The 17,378-nt window shown below is 65.7% G+C and carries 14 protein-coding genes; 5 read left to right on the top strand and 9 right to left on the bottom strand.

Features of this window, described 5'->3' with window-relative positions:
- The first annotated feature begins 144 nt into the window (after positions 1-144).
- Positions 145-756 (top strand): TetR/AcrR family transcriptional regulator, encoded by a 612-nt coding sequence (locus tag ACVINW_RS23065; RefSeq protein WP_456753412.1) that lies wholly within the window; start codon positions 145-147, stop codon positions 754-756.
- A gap of 3 nt (positions 757-759) precedes the next feature.
- On the opposite strand, the gene ACVINW_RS23060 is transcribed toward ACVINW_RS23065, so the two are convergent.
- Entirely contained in the window at positions 760-2,046 is a 1,287-nt protein-coding gene (locus ACVINW_RS23060) for an MFS transporter (RefSeq protein WP_456753411.1), read from the bottom strand.
- A 205-nt stretch (positions 2,047-2,251) separates the two neighbouring features.
- Between ACVINW_RS23060 and ACVINW_RS23055 the strand changes: the two genes are divergently transcribed.
- Both ACVINW_RS23055 and ACVINW_RS23050 read left to right on the top strand, forming a co-directional pair.
- On the top strand, positions 2,252-2,731 hold the full coding sequence (locus ACVINW_RS23055) for a hypothetical protein (protein ID WP_456753410.1): 480 nt from the start codon (positions 2,252-2,254) through the stop codon (positions 2,729-2,731).
- Between the two features lie 15 nt (positions 2,732-2,746).
- Positions 2,747-3,415: a class I SAM-dependent methyltransferase gene (locus ACVINW_RS23050; protein WP_456753409.1), complete on the top strand. Its 669-nt coding sequence runs from the start codon at positions 2,747-2,749 to the stop codon at positions 3,413-3,415.
- Here the strand turns inward: ACVINW_RS23050 and ACVINW_RS23045 are convergent.
- The 8 genes from ACVINW_RS23045 to ACVINW_RS23010 form a co-directional block, all read right to left on the bottom strand.
- A complete protein-coding gene (locus ACVINW_RS23045; RefSeq protein ID WP_456753408.1) occupies positions 3,339-6,308 on the bottom strand; it encodes an ATP-binding protein in 2,970 nt (989 codons plus the stop codon). The genes ACVINW_RS23050 and ACVINW_RS23045 overlap by 77 nt on opposite strands.
- Before the next feature lie 326 nt (positions 6,309-6,634).
- Positions 6,635-7,381: an ABC transporter ATP-binding protein gene (locus ACVINW_RS23040; protein ID WP_456753407.1), complete on the bottom strand. Its 747-nt coding sequence runs from the start codon at positions 7,379-7,381 to the stop codon at positions 6,635-6,637.
- On the bottom strand, positions 7,362-9,161 hold the full coding sequence (locus ACVINW_RS23035) for a branched-chain amino acid ABC transporter ATP-binding protein/permease (protein ID WP_456753406.1): 1,800 nt from the start codon (positions 9,159-9,161) through the stop codon (positions 7,362-7,364). Before ACVINW_RS23035 ends, ACVINW_RS23040 begins: the two co-directional genes overlap by 20 nt.
- On the bottom strand, positions 9,161-10,018 hold the full coding sequence (locus tag ACVINW_RS23030) for a branched-chain amino acid ABC transporter permease (RefSeq protein ID WP_456753405.1): 858 nt from the start codon (positions 10,016-10,018) through the stop codon (positions 9,161-9,163). The genes ACVINW_RS23035 and ACVINW_RS23030 overlap by 1 nt, the downstream gene beginning before the upstream one ends.
- Positions 10,019-10,037: 19 nt before the next feature.
- On the bottom strand, positions 10,038-11,234 hold the full coding sequence (locus ACVINW_RS23025) for an ABC transporter substrate-binding protein (protein WP_456753404.1): 1,197 nt from the start codon (positions 11,232-11,234) through the stop codon (positions 10,038-10,040).
- A 161-nt stretch (positions 11,235-11,395) separates the two neighbouring features.
- Positions 11,396-12,379 (bottom strand): NAD(P)-dependent oxidoreductase, encoded by a 984-nt coding sequence (locus tag ACVINW_RS23020; RefSeq protein WP_456753403.1) that lies wholly within the window; start codon positions 12,377-12,379, stop codon positions 11,396-11,398.
- An 11-nt stretch (positions 12,380-12,390) separates the two neighbouring features.
- Positions 12,391-14,247 carry a TRAP transporter large permease gene (locus ACVINW_RS23015; protein WP_456753402.1) on the bottom strand — a complete coding sequence of 619 codons (1,857 nt, stop codon included), beginning with the start codon at positions 14,245-14,247 and terminating at the stop codon, positions 12,391-12,393.
- A 9-nt stretch (positions 14,248-14,256) separates the two neighbouring features.
- Positions 14,257-15,288 (bottom strand): TRAP transporter substrate-binding protein, encoded by a 1,032-nt coding sequence (locus tag ACVINW_RS23010; protein ID WP_456753401.1) that lies wholly within the window; start codon positions 15,286-15,288, stop codon positions 14,257-14,259.
- A gap of 187 nt (positions 15,289-15,475) precedes the next feature.
- Here ACVINW_RS23010 and ACVINW_RS23005 point away from each other — a divergent pair, with 187 nt between their 5' ends.
- Complete coding sequence (locus ACVINW_RS23005; protein WP_456753400.1) at positions 15,476-16,222, top strand: FadR/GntR family transcriptional regulator; 747 nt, start codon at positions 15,476-15,478, stop codon at positions 16,220-16,222.
- Positions 16,223-16,530: 308 nt separating this feature from the next.
- On the top strand, positions 16,531-17,262 hold the full coding sequence (locus tag ACVINW_RS23000) for a cytochrome c biogenesis CcdA family protein (RefSeq protein WP_456753399.1): 732 nt from the start codon (positions 16,531-16,533) through the stop codon (positions 17,260-17,262).
- Positions 17,263-17,378: the final 116 nt, after the last annotated feature.

Raw genomic sequence — 17,378 nt, 5'->3', positions numbered from 1 at the left:
CGCTCGTGCACCGGTGCCTAAAACCCTGGCGCGCCTTGGTGTCATCCTCAAGACCGCACCATCACGGATGCGGCCATTTTCGTTTCATCGAATGCAACTCGATACACTATTGTATTGAGTTGCATTGTGCCCTAAACTGCGCCGATGTCAAGGGTTCGAACCAGACCGACACGAGACGACACCTGCGAGAAGCTGTTCGAGGCGGCGGCGCGGGTGTTCGAGGAACAGGGCATCGGCGGCGCCAGCATCGAGGCGATCGCAGCCGCCGCGGGCTTCAGCCGCGGCGCCTTCTATTCGAACTTCAAGAGCAAGGACGAGTTGATCTTCGCGATGCTCGAGGATCACGTCGAGCAGTCGATCCGGCGCAATCTCGACCTGCTCGCCAAGCACAGCAACCTGCCTGACTTCCTGGAGGCGCTGCGCACTGTTGATCGCAGCCAGCAGGACCCGCTCGGCCGCTCGCCTCTCCTGCACATGGAGATGATCCTGTTCGTGGCGCGCGCCGAGAAGCGGCGGCCCGAGCTCGCCAAGCGGCTGCGTGCCCGGCGCAAGCTGATCGCCGACATCGTCGCGACCGCGCAGAAAAGCAGCGGCAGGAGTCCCAGGCTCAATCCGGATTGGACCGGCGCGATCGTGCTGGCACTGGAAGACGGCTTCCGCCTGCATCGCCTGATCGATCCGGACACCACGCCCGCCGACAGCTGCCTGCGTGCGATCACCGACCTGCAGCGCGCGATCGGCGTTTCATCCGCCTGATCTTCAGGCGGCGATCTTGTGCACCTGTCCGGCGACGGCGCGGACCTTGCGGGGCGAAGCCTGCCAGATCGCGAATGCCGACAGCAGGCTGACGGCGATCCCGACCAGGAACGCGCTGGTATAGCTGCCCGAGACATCATAGAGCTGGCCGGTGATCCAGGGGCCGGCCGCACCGCCGGCGAGCGCAGCCAGCATCACGGTGCCGAAAATGCTGCCGTAGTGCCTGCCCTGGAAGATCTCCAGCACCACCGGGCCCATCACGGATGTCAGGCCATAGCCGAGCGCGCCCTGGGTGAAGACCATCAGATAGATCAGCGCCATGCTCGGCCAGTATTTCAGCGCAGCCAGCGCGGCAAAGCAGATCACGAAGCCGAAGCAGGAGATCGCCCACACCCATTCGCGGCCGATGCGATCGGAAAGATGCCCGAGCCAGATCTGGCCGGGAATGCCGAGCAGGCTGACGACGCCAAGCGCCCAGACGCCGACATTGGAGCTGAAGCCGATGTCGAGCAGGAACTTGGTCTGATGCACCTGCACCGCATACCAGATGTACAGGCCGCAGAAATAGCCGATCGCGATCCACCAGAACCGTGCCGTGCGCAGTGCACGCGGCAGCGTCCAGTCGGTGCCGGCCCAGGCCGGATCGACGATGTTCGATGCCGGCTTGGCCGACGTCGCCGTCGGCGCGGCATCGCCGTCCGGTTGCAGGCCGATGTCCTCCGGCCGCTTGCGCAGCAACAGGTTGATCGGCGCGAGCACGACCAGCACCACGATCCCCATCGCGGTGCAGGCGGTGCGCCAGCCGGTGTGCTCGATCATGTGCTGGACCCATGGCAGCAGCGTCACCGAACCGATGCCGACGCCGGCGAATGCGAGCCCGATCGCAAGGCCACGGCGGCGGATGAACCAGTTCGGCACGAACAGCGACTGGCCGGAATAGCCGAGGCAGACGCTGCCGGAGCCGACCAGCACGCCGATGGTGAGATAGAGGTGCCAGGGTTGCGTGGTCAGCGGCGCCAGCAGCAGGCCCGAACCCATCAGCAGCACGCCGAGCTCCATCACCGCGCGCGGCCCGCGACGATCCATCAGCCGGCCGATCAGCGGGCTTGCGATTCCCGAGGCGATAAAGCCGAACGAGAAGGCCCCCGCCGTGACGCCGCGCTCCCAACCGAACTCGGAGATGATCGGGGGATAGAACAGCGAGAACGCCGTGCGCGCGTTGACGCCGATCGCCATGGTGACAAAGGTCACCGCGACGATGATCCAGCCGTAGAAGAAGGGGAGTCGCATGGAGGCACTGTCGAATGGGATGAACAAGAAGCCGACCGGACGGGACGGCTCACGAAGAGCGCAGGCTTTGCATCATGCACGGCCAACTCTGTGAAGCAATTCATAGACAGCCGCGCAAACCAGTGATTGTAAACCGTGAGCCATCCGCTCTCGTCTAGCCGGAAGCCGGGAAGCGGGTTATCATGGCCTTTTCAGGAGGAATACAATGGGTGGTTTGGTTGCCGACAGTTACGTCCCCAACGTTTTGCAGCAGATGAATTCCCGACTTATCGGCGAAGCGCTGAGCGAAATGGTTCAATTTCAGAAAGAGTTCAAGGTCTTCTCGCCGGACCGTTCGCTGGAGACGTCCTTCAAGCTGCTCAATATTGCGCCGGTCGGCGAAGCGGATCGCAGGGGGTTCTACAGATTTCTGGGCCTCTTGAAGAAGACGAGCGCCTCGGTCGACGGCAAGGCAACGAAGCTGACTGGACACGATCAGATCATCGCATCGCTGAAGGCCAATCTCGAGAGCAGCAAGCCGCTGGCGGTGCAGTTTACCTCGCACCCCGGGGAGTCTCCGAAGGGCGTCGTGAGGGTGACGGCCGGCGATCGCGCCTTGAACTATTCCGCTCTGGTTTTTCTCACGATCTCGATGCCGATGATCAGGGCCGACCGTCCCAAGGCCGCCGTCCGCAACAAGAAGTAACCTGACACCACGGCGATGCTCGACCCGCACGCCAAGGTCCGCGATTACTATTCCGGAACGCTGGAGCGCCATGGTCCGACCCCGCTCGGGGTCGATTGGCCGAACGTGCTCTCGCAAAACCTGCGCTTCGTGCAGCTCCTGAAGCTGTGCGATTTCAGGCGGCCGTTCAGCCTGAACGATTTCGGCTGCGGCTACGGCGCGCTGCTGGAATTCCTGGCGACGCGGCATGGCGATGCCGAAGTGACCTATCGCGGCATCGACATTTCGCCGGCGATGATCGCGGCCGCCCGCGCCCGCTGGGCCGGCAGCACGCAGGCCAGCTTTGCCGAGGGTTCGCAGTGCGGCGCGCTCGCCGACTATTCGCTGGCAAGCGGGATCTTCAACGTCCGGCTCGGTCATCCGGTCGCGGATTGGGAAGCCTATGTCGGGGCAATCCTTGCCGATCTCCGGGACAGCAGCCGGATCGGATTCGCCGTCAACTTCATGCTGCCGCGTGACGACGCCCGCACCGAGGCGGGGCTTTATCGGACTGCACCGGAGCGCTGGATCGGGTTTTGCAATCGATTGGGCCGCGTCGAGGTGGTCACCGACTACGGCATGCGTGAATTCACGCTTCTTGTCCGCAGGACGACGACTGCACGACCGGAAACAGGCGCTCATAGGGTGAGGCGCCGGTCTCCTTGATGAGATTCCGCGCGTGAGCGAGCAGCTCGTTCAACCGATACTGCGGGTAACGCAGGCGGTCCGCATTGACCACATGCGCCAGCACCAGCGTCAAGCGGCATTCGGCGAGCCGCGCCCGCCGCTCCCGCGCAACCACGATCCCCTGTTCGGCCGCGCTGAAGGCCGCGCCGTGGCTGCCGCTCTTCAGATGAATTTCGGCGAGCAGCGCCAGCATGTCGCTTTCATATTCGAGGCCGGCGAAAGCCTCGCGCGCGAGCCGGATCGCCGATTCTAGCTTCTGGATCGCCGCAGCGTGGTCTCCCGCCAGCGACAGCGCCAGTCCGCGGCAGACGCTCGCATACACCGCGACATAGGGCGTGTCGTTTCTCCTGGCGATCTCGTCGATCCGCAAGCTGTGAAAATCGGCAAGCTTTTCGTCCTGCGTCAGCCAGGCCATTTCGACGCCGGCATGATGCGGGATGAACAGGACCGCCGGATCAGGATGGCCGCTCTCGCTGGCGACCAGTCGGGCAATGCTCTCCCGCGCAACATCGAAGTTCCCCGTCCGCACCAGCAGCCGCGCGTGCAGGCCCTCAACCCATCGTTCCACATTGAAGCCAAGCGGCGCTTCGTGCGCCTTCTCGATCTTCGCGATGTGCTGGAGTGCGGTCTCGCCGGCCGCGAGCGCTTCGCGCATCTTGCCGGCATAGCCGTAGGCCTGGCACAGGAACACCTGCATCATGGTCCTGATGCTCGGGTCCTCGGAGACCTCGATCGCTTGCAGCAGTTGCCGCACATATTCGTCGGCCGAGCCCGTCCCGGCCGAGACCCGGCCAAAGGCGGCAAGCAGCAGGACCTCCCAGAGCGAGTCCTTGAGGTCCCGTGCAGCAGCCATGGCCTCGCGGAAGAACGGCGCAGCCTCCTCGGCGCTGATGCCTTCGCGCCAGCCAAGGATCAACACTTGACCGGACGCGTGCATCCGCAGCCGATCGGTTTCCGGCGAGCGCGGCAGCGACTGCAGCAGCAGCCGGACCTTGAGCCACGACTTCATCCCGAGCCGCGAATTGGTCGTACCGACCCAGCTCGCCGAGCGGGCCAGATAGTTGGCGGCTGATCCGAAATCCTTGGCCGATTCGAAATGATACGCGATCAGATTGGCATATTCGCCGAGCCGGTTTTGGTAGAATCGCTCCAGGGCACCCGCGACCGCCTGGTGCAGTTCGACGCGGCGGCCGCGCAGCTGCATCGCATAGGCGACCTCCTGGATCAGCGGATGGCGGAATGCGTATCGGTCGGGCTCGATCTCGCTCGCAACCGCCTGGATCAACTCGAGATGCGACAATCGGCCGAGAATGCCGGCGAGTTCGTCGTCGCTTGCGCGTGCCACTTCGGCCAGCACCGAAAACGGGAATTCCCGTCCGATCGTGGCGCCGACCTGAAGCACTTCCTTGTCCATCGGCGCGAGACGGTCGATGCGCGCGCCGATCACAGTCTGCACGGTCGTCGGCAGCGTCTCGGCGGACTCCTGCCCGGACATCTCGTAGTGGCCGGGGCGGCCGGCGAGATCGCCACTGTCGATTAGCGAACGGACCAGCTCCTCCGCGAAGAACGGATTCCCGCCGCTTCGTTCGACGATACGGCCGGAAATTGCGGCCGTGGACGGATGCTCGCCAATCAAGTCCGCGATCAGGGCGGAGATATCCTCGTTGCGGAGTTCGTCAAGCCGCAACTCCTGGAATTGCGGCCCCTCCTGCCACGGCGCCTGATAGGTCGGACGGTAGGTGAGGATGATCAGGGCGCGGCTGACATGCGCGACATTGACCAGCGCCGAGACGAACTCCATGCTCGCCTCGTCGAGCCAGTGGATGTCCTCGATGATGATCACCGACGGCGTGCGCGTGCCGTCGCGCACGAGGCTCGCGACGAGATTGACCAGCCGCGTGTGCCGCGTCTTCGGATCGAGCGCAGGCACCGGCGATTGCGGGTCGCGGATGCCGAGAAAGTCGGCGAGCAGCGCCACGTCTTCCATCAAATGCGGGACCGAGGACTCGATCCGTGCCGCGACCTTGGCACGCGCCGTCTCGGCGTCGTCGCTCGAGGCGATCCGGAAGAAGTTGCGGAAGAATTCCAGCAGCGGTTGCAGCGGACCGGAATGGTCGTAGGGCGACGCGCTTGCCTCCTGCACCGGCACCAGACGCTCCTTGGCGCCGCGCGCGAATTCGAAGCACAGGCGGCTCTTGCCGATGCCGGGCGGCGCCGAAATTCCGATCACCTTCCCGGCGCCCTGCTCGGCGCCCGCGAACGCTTGATGGAGGATGGCGAGCTCGGCATCGCGCCCTCGATAGGTGCCGACCACGGCATCCCGGAACGGCGCGCGCGACGGCTTCATTCCGACCAGCCGGTAGACGCCGATCTGCCGCGGGAATCCCTTGACGTCCTGATGGCCGAGGGCACGCGCATCGCAAGATGCCTGCACCAGCTTGAACGTCGATTCCGTGACGCAGATGTCGCCCGGCTGGGCCATATGCTCGAGCCGGCTCGCCAGATGCACGGCGGCGCCATAGACGCCCTGCTCCTTGGTGAACCTGTCCGGCACGCCCGCGACGATCTCGCCGGAATGGATGCCGACGCGCAGCACGATACCGTTGTCCCGAGACGACTGAACCATGGTGAGCGCCGCCTGGCAGGCACGGAGGGCGTGGTCCTCCTGGGCGTGCGGAACGCCGAAGATCACCATCAACCCGTCGCCCATGCTGCGCATGATGGTGCCGTCGAACTGCCGGACGGCATTACCCATCCGCGCCAAGGCGGGCGGCAGGCGATCCAGCGCAAGCTCGGGATCATTGTCCCCGATCAATTCGGTCGAGCCGACGATGTCGGCAAACATCACGGTGACGACCTTGCGTTCGCCCACCGGCTGGGGCTGGTCCAGGCGCTCGCCGCAGGCCCCGCAGAACCGTGCGCTCTCGAGATTTGGATGCTCGCAACTCAGACAGACGGAAGTAAAGCTGAGGCGGCACGACCGGCAGACGCCATCTTCTTCCAGGGTGTCTGTCTGACAGGCCGGGCACAGCATTCACACCACCTTCCCGATACCCCGTCCGTTGGCTGGCTCCGGCGCATCCTAGCACAATCGGCAGGCCTGCCGCATGAGGCCCCATGAAGCCAGAATCGGCGCCGAGCGCCAAGCCTTACCTTTAACCAAGCCTGACCTTTAAGCGGGGCGGGGATATGGCGGCCTCAGGCGCCCAGGGCGTGGCTCTCGTGGCCGAAATAGGCGCGTTCGAGCCGGTGCGGCAGGTCGTTTTCGCCGGTCGGCGCCTCCAGCGCGATCACCCCCTGCACCAGCGCGTAGACACGATCGGCCGATGCCAGCGCCTTTTCCAGCAATTGCTCAACCAGCAGTACGGACGTGCCCTGCTGGCGCAACCGACCGATCACATTAAGGACGCGATCGACCAGCACCGGGGAAAGCCCCGCCGAGGGCTCGTCGAGCATCAGGAGCCGCGGACGGCGGACTAGGCCCTGGGCCACCGTCAGCATCTGCTGCTGCCCGCCCGACAGCGCGCCGCCGCGCTCATGCCGCTTCTCGGCGATCTCGGGAAAGAACGACAACGCCTCCTCGATGCGCACGGCGCGTTCCGCGCGCGGCAGGTCGTAGCCGGCGAGCAGCAGATTGTCGGTGACCGAGATCTGCGTGAACACGCGATGTCCCTCGATCACGTGCACGAGCCCGGCGCGCGCGGCATCGCGCGGCGTGGCGTTGGTCATGTCGCGGCCGCCGAACCGGACCTGCCCGGCAGTGACCGGCAACAGGCCCGACATCGCACGGAGCAGCGTGGTCTTGCCGGCGCCGTTGGGACCGAGCAGCGCAACCACCTCGCCGGCGCCAATCGTCAGGTCGATGCCGTGCAGCACCCGGATCTTGCCGTAGCCGGATTCCAGCGCGGTCACTTTAAGGAGGGGGTCAGCCGCCGAGGTAAGCACTGACGACCTCCTTGTGAACGCGGATTTCCGCCGGCGTGCCCGCCGCCAGCGTGCGGCCGAGATTGAGCACGGTGACCTGGTGGCAGATGTCGAAGATCAAATCGGCATGGTGCTCGACCAGCAGCACGCCGGTGCCGCGGCCGCTGACCGCCTTGATCAAGGTGGCGAGCCGCTCGATCTCGTCATTGGAGAGGCCGGCCGCAGGCTCGTCGAGCAGCAGGAAATCCGGATCGAGCATCAGGGCGCGCGCGATCTCGATGAAGCGCAGCTCGCTGTGCTGCAGCCGGTCGGCGCGCACATCGGCGAGCGCCTCGAGGCCGACGACGCCGAGCAGCGCGCGGGCCTTGGCGGCGAGCATCCGCTCGTCGACGCCGTTGCGCGGCAGCGCGAGCATCGCCTCGACGAAATTGGCCCTGCCCTCGATCGAGCCGCCGATCATGACGTTCTCCAGCACCGAGGCTTCGCCGATCACCCGCGGCGTCTGGAAGGTGCGCGCGATGCCGCATGCGGCGCGCTTGACCGGCTGGCCCGCGGGCAACGTCGCGTCGCCAAGCGTCATGGTGCCGGCCTTCGCGGCGTAATAGCCCGAGATCACGTTCAGCGTCGTGGTCTTGCCGCTGCCGTTCGGGCCGATCAGGCCGTGGATCTGGCCGGGCGCGACGTCGAGATCGAGGCCGTCGATCGCCTTCACATTGCCGAAGCTGAGCGCGATGCCGCGCAGCTGCAACGCCTTGCCGCCGTCGCGGCGGCGCACGATGTCGGCGAGTGCGGCCGGGCGCGGCACGATGGCGCGGTTGCTGGCGAGCGGACGGCGGTTACGGAAATCGAGCAGCGCTGCGATCCCGCCGGGCATCACCAGCACGATCAGGAGCAACAGCACCGCGTAGAGGAAGGTCGACCAGGACGCTAGCGGCGCCGCGATCTCCGGCAGGATGGTCAGGATGATGGTGCCGAGCATCGGCCCGAGGATCGAGCCGCGGCCGCCAATCAGGATCGCGATGAAGAACAGCACCGAGAGATCGAAGGTGAAGGCGTCGGGCGTGATGTAGGTTTGCAGCGTCGCGAACAATCCGCCGGCGATTGCCGCCAGCGCGCCGGCGAACAGGAAGATCGCGATCAGCATGTTCGGCTTGGAGATGCCGCTGGCCTCGGCCGCGACCTCGGCGTCGCGCACCGCGATCAGGGCGCGGCCGAAGCGGCTGCGCGCGATATTGGCGCTCATCCAGGTCGTGAACGCGGCGAAGCCGATGCAGAGGCCGTAAAATCCCCACGGCGTATTGAACGGCGCCGGAAATTCGGGACCCGTGATGCCGATGCCGCCGCCGGTCACGCTCTGCCACGCCAGCGCGATCTGGGTCACGATGGTCGCAAAGCCCAGGGTCGACATCGCGAAATAGAAGGTGCGCAGGCGCAAGGCCGGCAGGCCGACGATCACGCCGAAGATCGCCCCGATCAGGCCTGCGATCGGCAGGGCGGCAAACACCGGAATGGCCGGCATCACATTGCCGGCGACCAGCACGCTGGTCGCATAAGCGCCGAGCGTCAGCAGCGCGACATAGCCGATCGCAAGATGGCCGGCGAAGCCGACCACCAGATTGAGGCCGGACACCAGCACCCAGTAGATCGCGGCGCGGGTGCCGATCAGCACCCAGTAATCATTGCTGACGAACGGCAGCAGCACCGCCGCCGCCAGAATGCCGAGGAACGGCAGGATATGCGGCAGCGCGGCGCGCCATGCGCCGATGTCGGTTCGAGGCGGCGTTGCAGCGACCGAGCTCATCACACCCTCCGCGCGGTCGAACTGCCGAACAGTCCCTGGGGAGCTGCGAGCAGCACCACGATGAACAGCGTGAACACCGCGACCGAGGAGAAGATGCCGCCGACCAGGAAGTTCGCCGCCTGCTGGAACAGGCCGAGCGCGAGCCCGCCGATGATCGCGCCGCGGTTGTTGCCGAGCCCGCCCAGCGCCACCGGCACGAAGCCGTAGAAGTTGAGCAGCGCGCCGTTGGCAAAGAAGGCGAGCAGCAACTGCCCGCCGGAAAATCCGGCGATGCCGCCGACCACGCCGGCGAGCGCGTAGCTCGCCACGCGCAGATTGCGCTCCGGCAGACCGAGCGCCCGCGCCGCGAAATTGTCCTCCGCGATGGCCAGGAACGCGCGGCCGACCAGGGTGCGGCGGTAGAGATATTCGAGGCCGATGATGGTGACGGCGCAGGCAACGACCGGCAGCCAGAATTTCTCGTCCAGCACGCCCTCGCCTAGCCCTACGACGCGCGGAAACGGCTGCGGTTCGGTGCCCCATTTGATCGCGGTGACCTGCTGGATCATCAGCGCGACCGCCAAGGTCGAGAGCACGTAAAGATGCTGGTCGAGGCTCTTGAGCACCGGCCGCACCGCGACGAATTCGGTGACGATACCGATTATCGCGCAACAGACCAGCGTCAGCACGAAGCCGACAGCGATCGGCAGGCCGAGCTTCAGCGTGAACATCGAACCGAACACGCCGCCCAGCATCGCCAGCTGGCCGGCGGTGAAGCTCATCACCCGCGAGGTCGAGAACATCGTGTTATAGGTGACGCCGACCAGCGCGTAGATCGCGCCCGCCGCGAGACCGGATGCAAGGATCGAGGCCAGCATCGGCTGCGTCCTCGCCCTTCTATATATACCCCGGCGCCAGCGCGAAGGTGCCGTTCTTCGCCGTGCTCGATTCCGACATCACGATCTCTTCGGTCAGGTAACCGTTATGCTCGGTTGGCGAGAACCGGTAGTTGCCGAAATAGCCCGGATAGGTCGACAGCGAATTCCAGTATTTGATGATCCCTGCGCTATCGGTCGAGCCGCTTTCCGCGACGGCCTTGGCGATCAATTCGATGCAGTCGATGCCGCCGGCGACCCACCACAACAGCGTATCGTTCAGCGCGATATTGGCCTTGGTCAGCCGCGCGACCAGGTCCTCGCTCTTCGGCGGCAGCTTACCGGCGCTGTCATAGCTGCAGCTCTTGTAGCCGATCGCATAGACCTTCTTCCAGTTCTCCGGTTTTGCAACCAGGCTCGCGAGCTCGCCCGACGCCATCGAGGGGTGGCCGACGAAGGGCACGTCCCAGTTCATCGCGGCGCGGGTGTTGAACATGCGCGCCTCCATGCCGGTCGAGACGCTCCACACCACGATCGCCTCGGCGCCGGTGTTCTTGGCGCGCAGCATGTCCGGCGTCATGTCGGGCTGGGTGGAATCGATGTTGGCCTGATACACGACTTCAGCGCCGTCCTTCTTGAACGCCGCGACCGAGGCACCGACCGCTGTGACGCCGTAGCCGGTGGTGTCGCCGATCACGGCGACCTTCTTCACCTTGAGGATCTTCAGGCAATAATTGCGCACCGCATCGTCCCATTGGCTGTTCGACGGCGCGATGCGGAACGCATTGGGGAACTTGACCGGATCGATCAGGGTCTCGACGACACAAGGATGCAAATCGGGCATCTTGGCGCGCGCCATGATCGGCGTCGTCGCCAGCGCCTCGCCCGAATTAAGCGGCCCCCAGATCGCGTGAACCTTGGCCTGGCTGATCAGCTCCTGCGTGGCGTTCACCGCCTTGGTCGGATCGCCCTGGGTGTCGCGCATCACGAGCTCGATCTTGCGGCCCTTCACGCCGCCGGCGCCATTGATAGCGTCGACCGCGAAGTTGACGCCGCGGTTGAAGCCGACCGTCGGCGCCGAGCTCGGCCCGGTGATCGCCGCGAGACAACCGATCTTGATCGGTTCCGATTGCGCGATGGCAGGAGCCGGGAAGGAGAATGATGCGGCACCGAGAGCACCGGCGCTGCCCAATAAAACGTCACGGCGTGAGATGGCCATGTGATGCACTCCCTGTTTCCCTCTCGGCGCCCGTCGTTTGCTGCGGGACGTCCGTTCATTGATTATCCGCGCGCTCTTGGGCCGCGGTTACGGGTTCAAGTTTGAGCTGGGTGCAAAGGTCTTGTCCAGCCCTTCCGATAGCATTAGGCATTGCCGAACTTTCATGGCCGCGGCCGCCGCGTCCAGTGCGCGGCATTGACCGCGCCGACGGGGATCTCACCGGCGACGATCTTCGCGACCTGGCGCACGGTCTCCGACGACTGATGCTCGATGGCTTGCGGCGTCAGGCCGCCGACATGCGGCGTTGCGATCACATTGCCGAGCTTGGCGAGCTCAGGCGTCGGCATCTGGTCGGGCGCGCGGCCGACATCCAATGCGGCACCGGCAATGCGACCGTCGCGCAGCGCGGCCGCAAGGGCCGCCTCGTCGATGAGGTTGCCGCGCGACAGATTGATGAAGAACGCGTGCGTCTGCATCTGCGCCAGTTCCGCCTGCCCGATCAGGTTCTCGGTCTCCGCATTGGCGATCGCCAGGCAGACGACAAAGTCCGCGCGCGCCAGCAGATCATCGAGCGGCAGGTGTGCGATCGCCGTATCTTCAACGGTCGCGAAGGGATCGGCGACCAGCACGTTCATGCCGAGGACTTTGGCGATTTCGGCCAGATGGCGCCCGATGCTGCCATAGCCGATGATGCCGATCGTGCTTCCCGCAAGCTGGCGCCCCATCACGACCTCGGGCGCCCTGCCCGCGTGATAATCCGCGGTCGCCCGCGAAACGCCGCGCGACAGATCGACCATGAAGCCGAGCGCGAGCTCGGCAACGGACTGAACGAAGCCGGCGCTCGCTTGCGTCACCAGCACGCCGGCAGCGGACGCGGCAGCCACATCGATATTGCGGATATCGACCGCGCAGCGCACGAAGGCGCGCAGCCTTGGCAGAAGCGGGAATATCTCGCCGGAGCCCTGCGTCGTGCGATCGGCGACGATGATGTCGACATCGGCGGCGGCTTCAATCAGCGCCGCCGCGTCGAGCGCCTCGTCACCTTCGTGCAGCCTGACATCGGCGATCGCGCGCAGGCCGTTCAGGCTGCGCTCGCCGTAATAGTCGCGGCGCATCTGCGGGGTGTGGGCGAGGAGTACCTTCACGGTTCTATTCCCTAATAGCCGAGCGCATGCGGCAACGCCGTGCTGATCGCGGGCACGAACGCGATCACCAGCAGGCACAGCAGCAGCAGCCCGAGATAGCCTGCGATCGGCTTGATGGTCTGCTCGATCGGCACATTGCCGATCAGGCACGCGCCGTAAAGCCCAAGGCCAAGCGGCGGCGCAAACAGCCCGAGCCCCATCGCGATCACAAGCACGACGCCGAAATGCAGAGGATCGATGCCGAGCTTGACCGCGACCGGCAGCAGCAGCGGGCCGAAGATGATCAGCGCCGCGGCGCCCTCGAGCACCGAGCCCATCACCACCAGCACCAGGATCGACAGCAGCATGAACAGCCAGACGCCGTGGCTGCCCGAGATCGCCAGCATGAGATCGCCGACCGCATGCGGCACCTGCTGCAAGGTCAGGATGAAGGCGAGCGACTGCGCCGCGGCGACGATGAACAGCACCAGCCCCGAACGAACCGCCGATTGCACGAAGCAGTGCGCGAGGCTCCTCGCGCCGAGCTCGCGGAACAGCAGGCTACCGACCGCGATGGCATAGACCGCCGCAAAGGCCGAGATCTCGGTCGCGGTGGCAAAGCCGCTCTTGAAGCCGAAGAAGATCATGAAGATCAGTCCGAACGAGGCGATCGCGCCGGTCCACAATCCAGACACCGCGGCGCGCGGCTCCGCTTCCGCGTTCGCGGCGGGACGCTTGCCGAAGATGATGGACACCGCGATCAGCGCCAGCGCCATCAGCGCGGCCGGCAGCATGCCGGCGACGAACAGCCCGCCGATCGAGAGGTTGGCGACGAAGCCGAGGATGATCAAATTAATGCAGGGCGGAATGGTCTCCGCCATCACGGCGGACGCCGCGAGCAGCGCCACCGCGCCGCCCGGGTTCTGCCGCGAGCGGCGCGCCGCCGGGATCAGCACCGAACCGACAGCGGCGACGTCGGCCATCTTCGAGCCTGAGATGCCCGAGAACAGCACCATCGACATCACCATCACGACGTTGAGGCCGCCGCGCATCCGACCGACCGCGCGCTGCAACAGCTCGATCAGCCGGACCGACATGCCGTTGGCTTCCATCAGATAGCCGACCAGGATGAAGAACGGGATCGCCAGCAGCACGAAATTGTCGATGCCGCGCGCCATCTGCTGGGCGAAGATCACGCCGGGCAGCGTGCCCTCGACCCAGATGAAGATCAGCGCGGCCAGCGCCAGCGCAAAGCCGATCGGCAATCCGCCGAACAGCGTGAGGAAGAAGCCGATCAGCATCAACGTCTGCGACGACGGCACCGACGACGGCGCGAATGCATCCCACGCGAGATAAAGACCGACAATGACGGCGGTCGCGACCATGCCTGCCGCCATGTCGCGCAGCGGCCGGCCGCAGAACGTCTCGAACGCGAACACCGTCATGAACGCCGCACCGATACCCATCGGATAAAACGTCCACTCCAGCGGCAGGCCGGAGCCGGAGGTCTGGCCGGTGGTCAGCCAGCCCATCTTGATGGCGTTGAACGCGACGGTGGCCGCAATGATGGTGACGAGCAGTGCGCCGACCGCGTCGACCACCCGCCGCACGCCCGGGGGCAACATGTCGATGAAGAAGGCGACGCCGAGATTCTCGCTGCGCGCCAGCGCGCTCGCAGCCCCGAAGAAGCTCGACCCGACCATCAGCCCGCGGGCGACGTCGTCCGACCACTCGACCGGCGCGTTGAACAGGAAGCGGGCCAGCACCGAGACACAGACCACCGCGAGATCGGCGGCGAGCAGGATCGCGGCGATCGCATCACTGAGCGCGAGCAGCGGCGCCGTGATCCGATCGGTGCTATTTCTCGTCGCGACTGCGGCGACTGACATGCGCCAACCTCAGGCCTGGGTGGAACGGATCAGATCGACGACGGCCTTCGTCTCGGGCCGCGCCTTGATGAAATTGTCGGTCTGCGGCAGCACGCGCTTGCGGAACGCCTCCTTGTCGCATTCGACCACCGTGACACCCTTCTCAGCCAACGACGCCAGCGCCTCCTTCTCCACCGCGAGGCCGTGGGTGCGGGTGTCGGCGGCGGCCTTCTTCGCCGCGTCGAGGAAACCCTCGCGCAGTTTGGGATCCATGCGGTTGAAGGTGGTGTCGCTGAAATAGACCGCGAGCGGCGAGAAGATGTGCTGGGTCAGGGCGTAGCTCTTCGAGGTCTCGTAGAACTTGCTGGCGAGGATGGTCGGCGGATCGTGCTCGAGACCGTCGAGCACGCCGGCCTGCAGCGCGGTATAGATCTCGCCGAACGCCAGCGGCGTCGCCGCCGCCCCCATCAGCCGCAGGCATTCGGTGATGATCGGATTGGGCAGCGTGCGGATCTTCAAGCCGGCGAGATCGTCCGGCGTCTTCACCGGCTTCTTCGACAGCACGCTGCGCGCGCCGAAATTATAGGCCCAGGCGATGATACGGATATTGCCGCCTTTGAGCAGCGCATCCTCGATCGGCTTGGCGGCGCCGGCGTCGAACGCCTTGGTCTGCTGCTGGAAGCTGGTGAAGAGGTAGCCGAGGTCGAAGGTGCCGACCAGCGGCACGAGGTTCGCCGAGATCGACGAGCCCGACACCATCAGGTCGATCACCCCGAGCTTCACCGAATTGATGACGTCGATTTCCTGGCCGAGCTGGTTGTCGGGGAAGAACGTGACCTCGATCTGCTCGCCGAGCCCGTTAGCCTTCAGGCTCTTGACCAGATTGTCGTAGTAGACGCGGCCATTGGCGTATTTGGGATCGTTGGGGAGCGACGACGAGCACCGCAGCTTCATGACCGCGGCCTCGGCACGGCCGATGATGGCGGGCGCGGCGGCAAGCCACGCTGCGGCAGTGACCGACGACCGCAACAGAATACGGCGACTTACCCGCGTCGATGTCATGGTGGTGCTCCTCCCCAGGAACGGACCTTGTTGGTCACGGATCTTGTTGGTCTTGGCGTTCTCTTGGCCGTCCGCCGGTCGGTGCCAGCTTGGCAGCGCTTTTGTCATAATGTATGACAAAAGCGCTGCGGTTGCGCAAGAGCGCAGCGCGGCAGCGGCGCAGGCTTCAACCGCAGCGAGGCTTCCGATGTTCCAGACAACCAACGCGTTGCGCCGGAGTGTGCACAGCCAGGTCACCGACCGGGTCGGCAGCAGCATCGTGCGCGGCGAGATCGGGGTCGGCGAGACGCTGCCGCCGGAAATGCAGATCTGCGAGATGATGGACGTCAGCCGCACCGTGGTGCGCGAGGCCATGCGCACTTTGACCGGCAAGGGCCTGATCGAGTCGCGGCCGAAGAGCGGCACCAGGGTGCGGCCGCCCGAGCAGTGGAATCAACTCGACCCCGACGTGCTGCGCTGGCACCTCGAGAGCGCCGAGATCGATCGCTATCTGGCCAAGCTGTTCCAGCTGCGCTCCGCGGTCGAGCCCGCGGCAGCAGCGCTGGCCGCGACCCATGCCGGGGACGACGACATCGCCCGCATCCGCGCCGGATGCGACGGCATGGACGCGGCGAAGACCAACGAGGCCTTCGTCGCTGCCGATATCAAATTCCACCAGGCGATCTATTTCGCGACCCGCAACGAATTCTTCTGGCCGATCGCCCAGATGTTCGAGATCACGCTGCGCCAGAGTTTTACGATCGCAGCAACCGGCTCGCACCGTCCACGGGCGCTGATCGAGCACCGCGCGGTGCTGGACGCGATCGTGGCCGGCGATGCCGAGGCCGCGCGCGCGGCCACGGTGGTGCTGCTGGCGCATTCCGCCGACGATCTGGTGCGGATTCGCGGCCGCGAGTTCGAGACGCCGCCGCCACGGGACGCGCGCAAGCGGTAACGAGTGAGCAACTCTCTCCCGTGGTCGTCCCGGCGAAGCGGGGACGACGGCGAATGTGTGGTGCCCTTTGGGTCAAAAATCCGCATCGATGATTGGCGCATAAGCAAGCACCGGTTCCCTTCCCCTTGCGGGCCGCCGGGGGAGGGAGCCTCAGCGGCGTCCTCACCTCACCGTCGTTCCTCGCAACGCGTGAGCGCGCCCCCGCACACGACCCTGTGACCATAGTTGAATGCCTGGCGGCCGAAACTTCTGGATTGTTGGCGGCGTAGACGCCAAGACAGACCCGTTATTCCGCGAAGGTTTCATTGATGCACGACGTCTCGATTCCGGCAGCCTTGATTGCCGGCCTGGTCAGCTTCCTGTCGCCCTGCGTGCTGCCGCTGGTGCCGCCCTATCTGATCTATCTGACCGGGGCGACCATCGAGCAGGTCAACCAGGACGGCGCCACCGCCGCCTCCAAGCGCGCGGTGATGACGGCGGCGCTGATGTTCGTGCTCGGCTTCTCCACCGTGTTCGTCGCGCTCGGCGCCAGCGCGTCCATCGTCGGCGGGCTGGTGCGCGCCTGGTCGGCCGAGCTCTCGATCCTGGCCGGCATCGTCATCATCATCATGGGCCTGCACTTCCTCGGCATCACCCGGATCGGCCTCCTGATGCGCGAGGGGCGGCTGACCGCGCCCAAGCCGGTGGGGCTGTGGGGCGCCTATGTCATGGGCCTGGCATTCGCCTTCGGCTGGACCCCGTGCATCGGACCGATCCTGGCCGCGATCCTCTCGATTGCGGCGGCGGAGGCCACGGTGACCAAGGGCGCCGGCCTGCTTGCGATCTATTCCGCCGGGCTCGGCATCCCGTTCCTGCTCGCGGCCTTCATGGTCAAGCAGTTCTCCTCACTATTCGCGCGGATGAAACGTCATCTCGACACCGTCGAACGCGTGATGGGCGTGCTGATGGTGGTCACGGGCATCGGTTTCCTGACCGGCGCGGTCTCCAGCGTCAGCGTCTGGCTGCTGGAGACCTTCCCGGCGCTGCAAAACATCGGCTAGGCCCGTAACAAGCCGGCCATCGCCAGCGAAACTCCTGCCAGGACCCGGCCGTAACTTGGCTCGCGCCGTTCGTCCTGATCGCCGGCGCAACCGGCGCGTCGCGATATTCGGGAGGG

This window comes from Bradyrhizobium sp. USDA 4461, from assembly GCF_054055655.1.
This window is presented reverse-complemented; position numbering and strand designations above follow the sequence as displayed.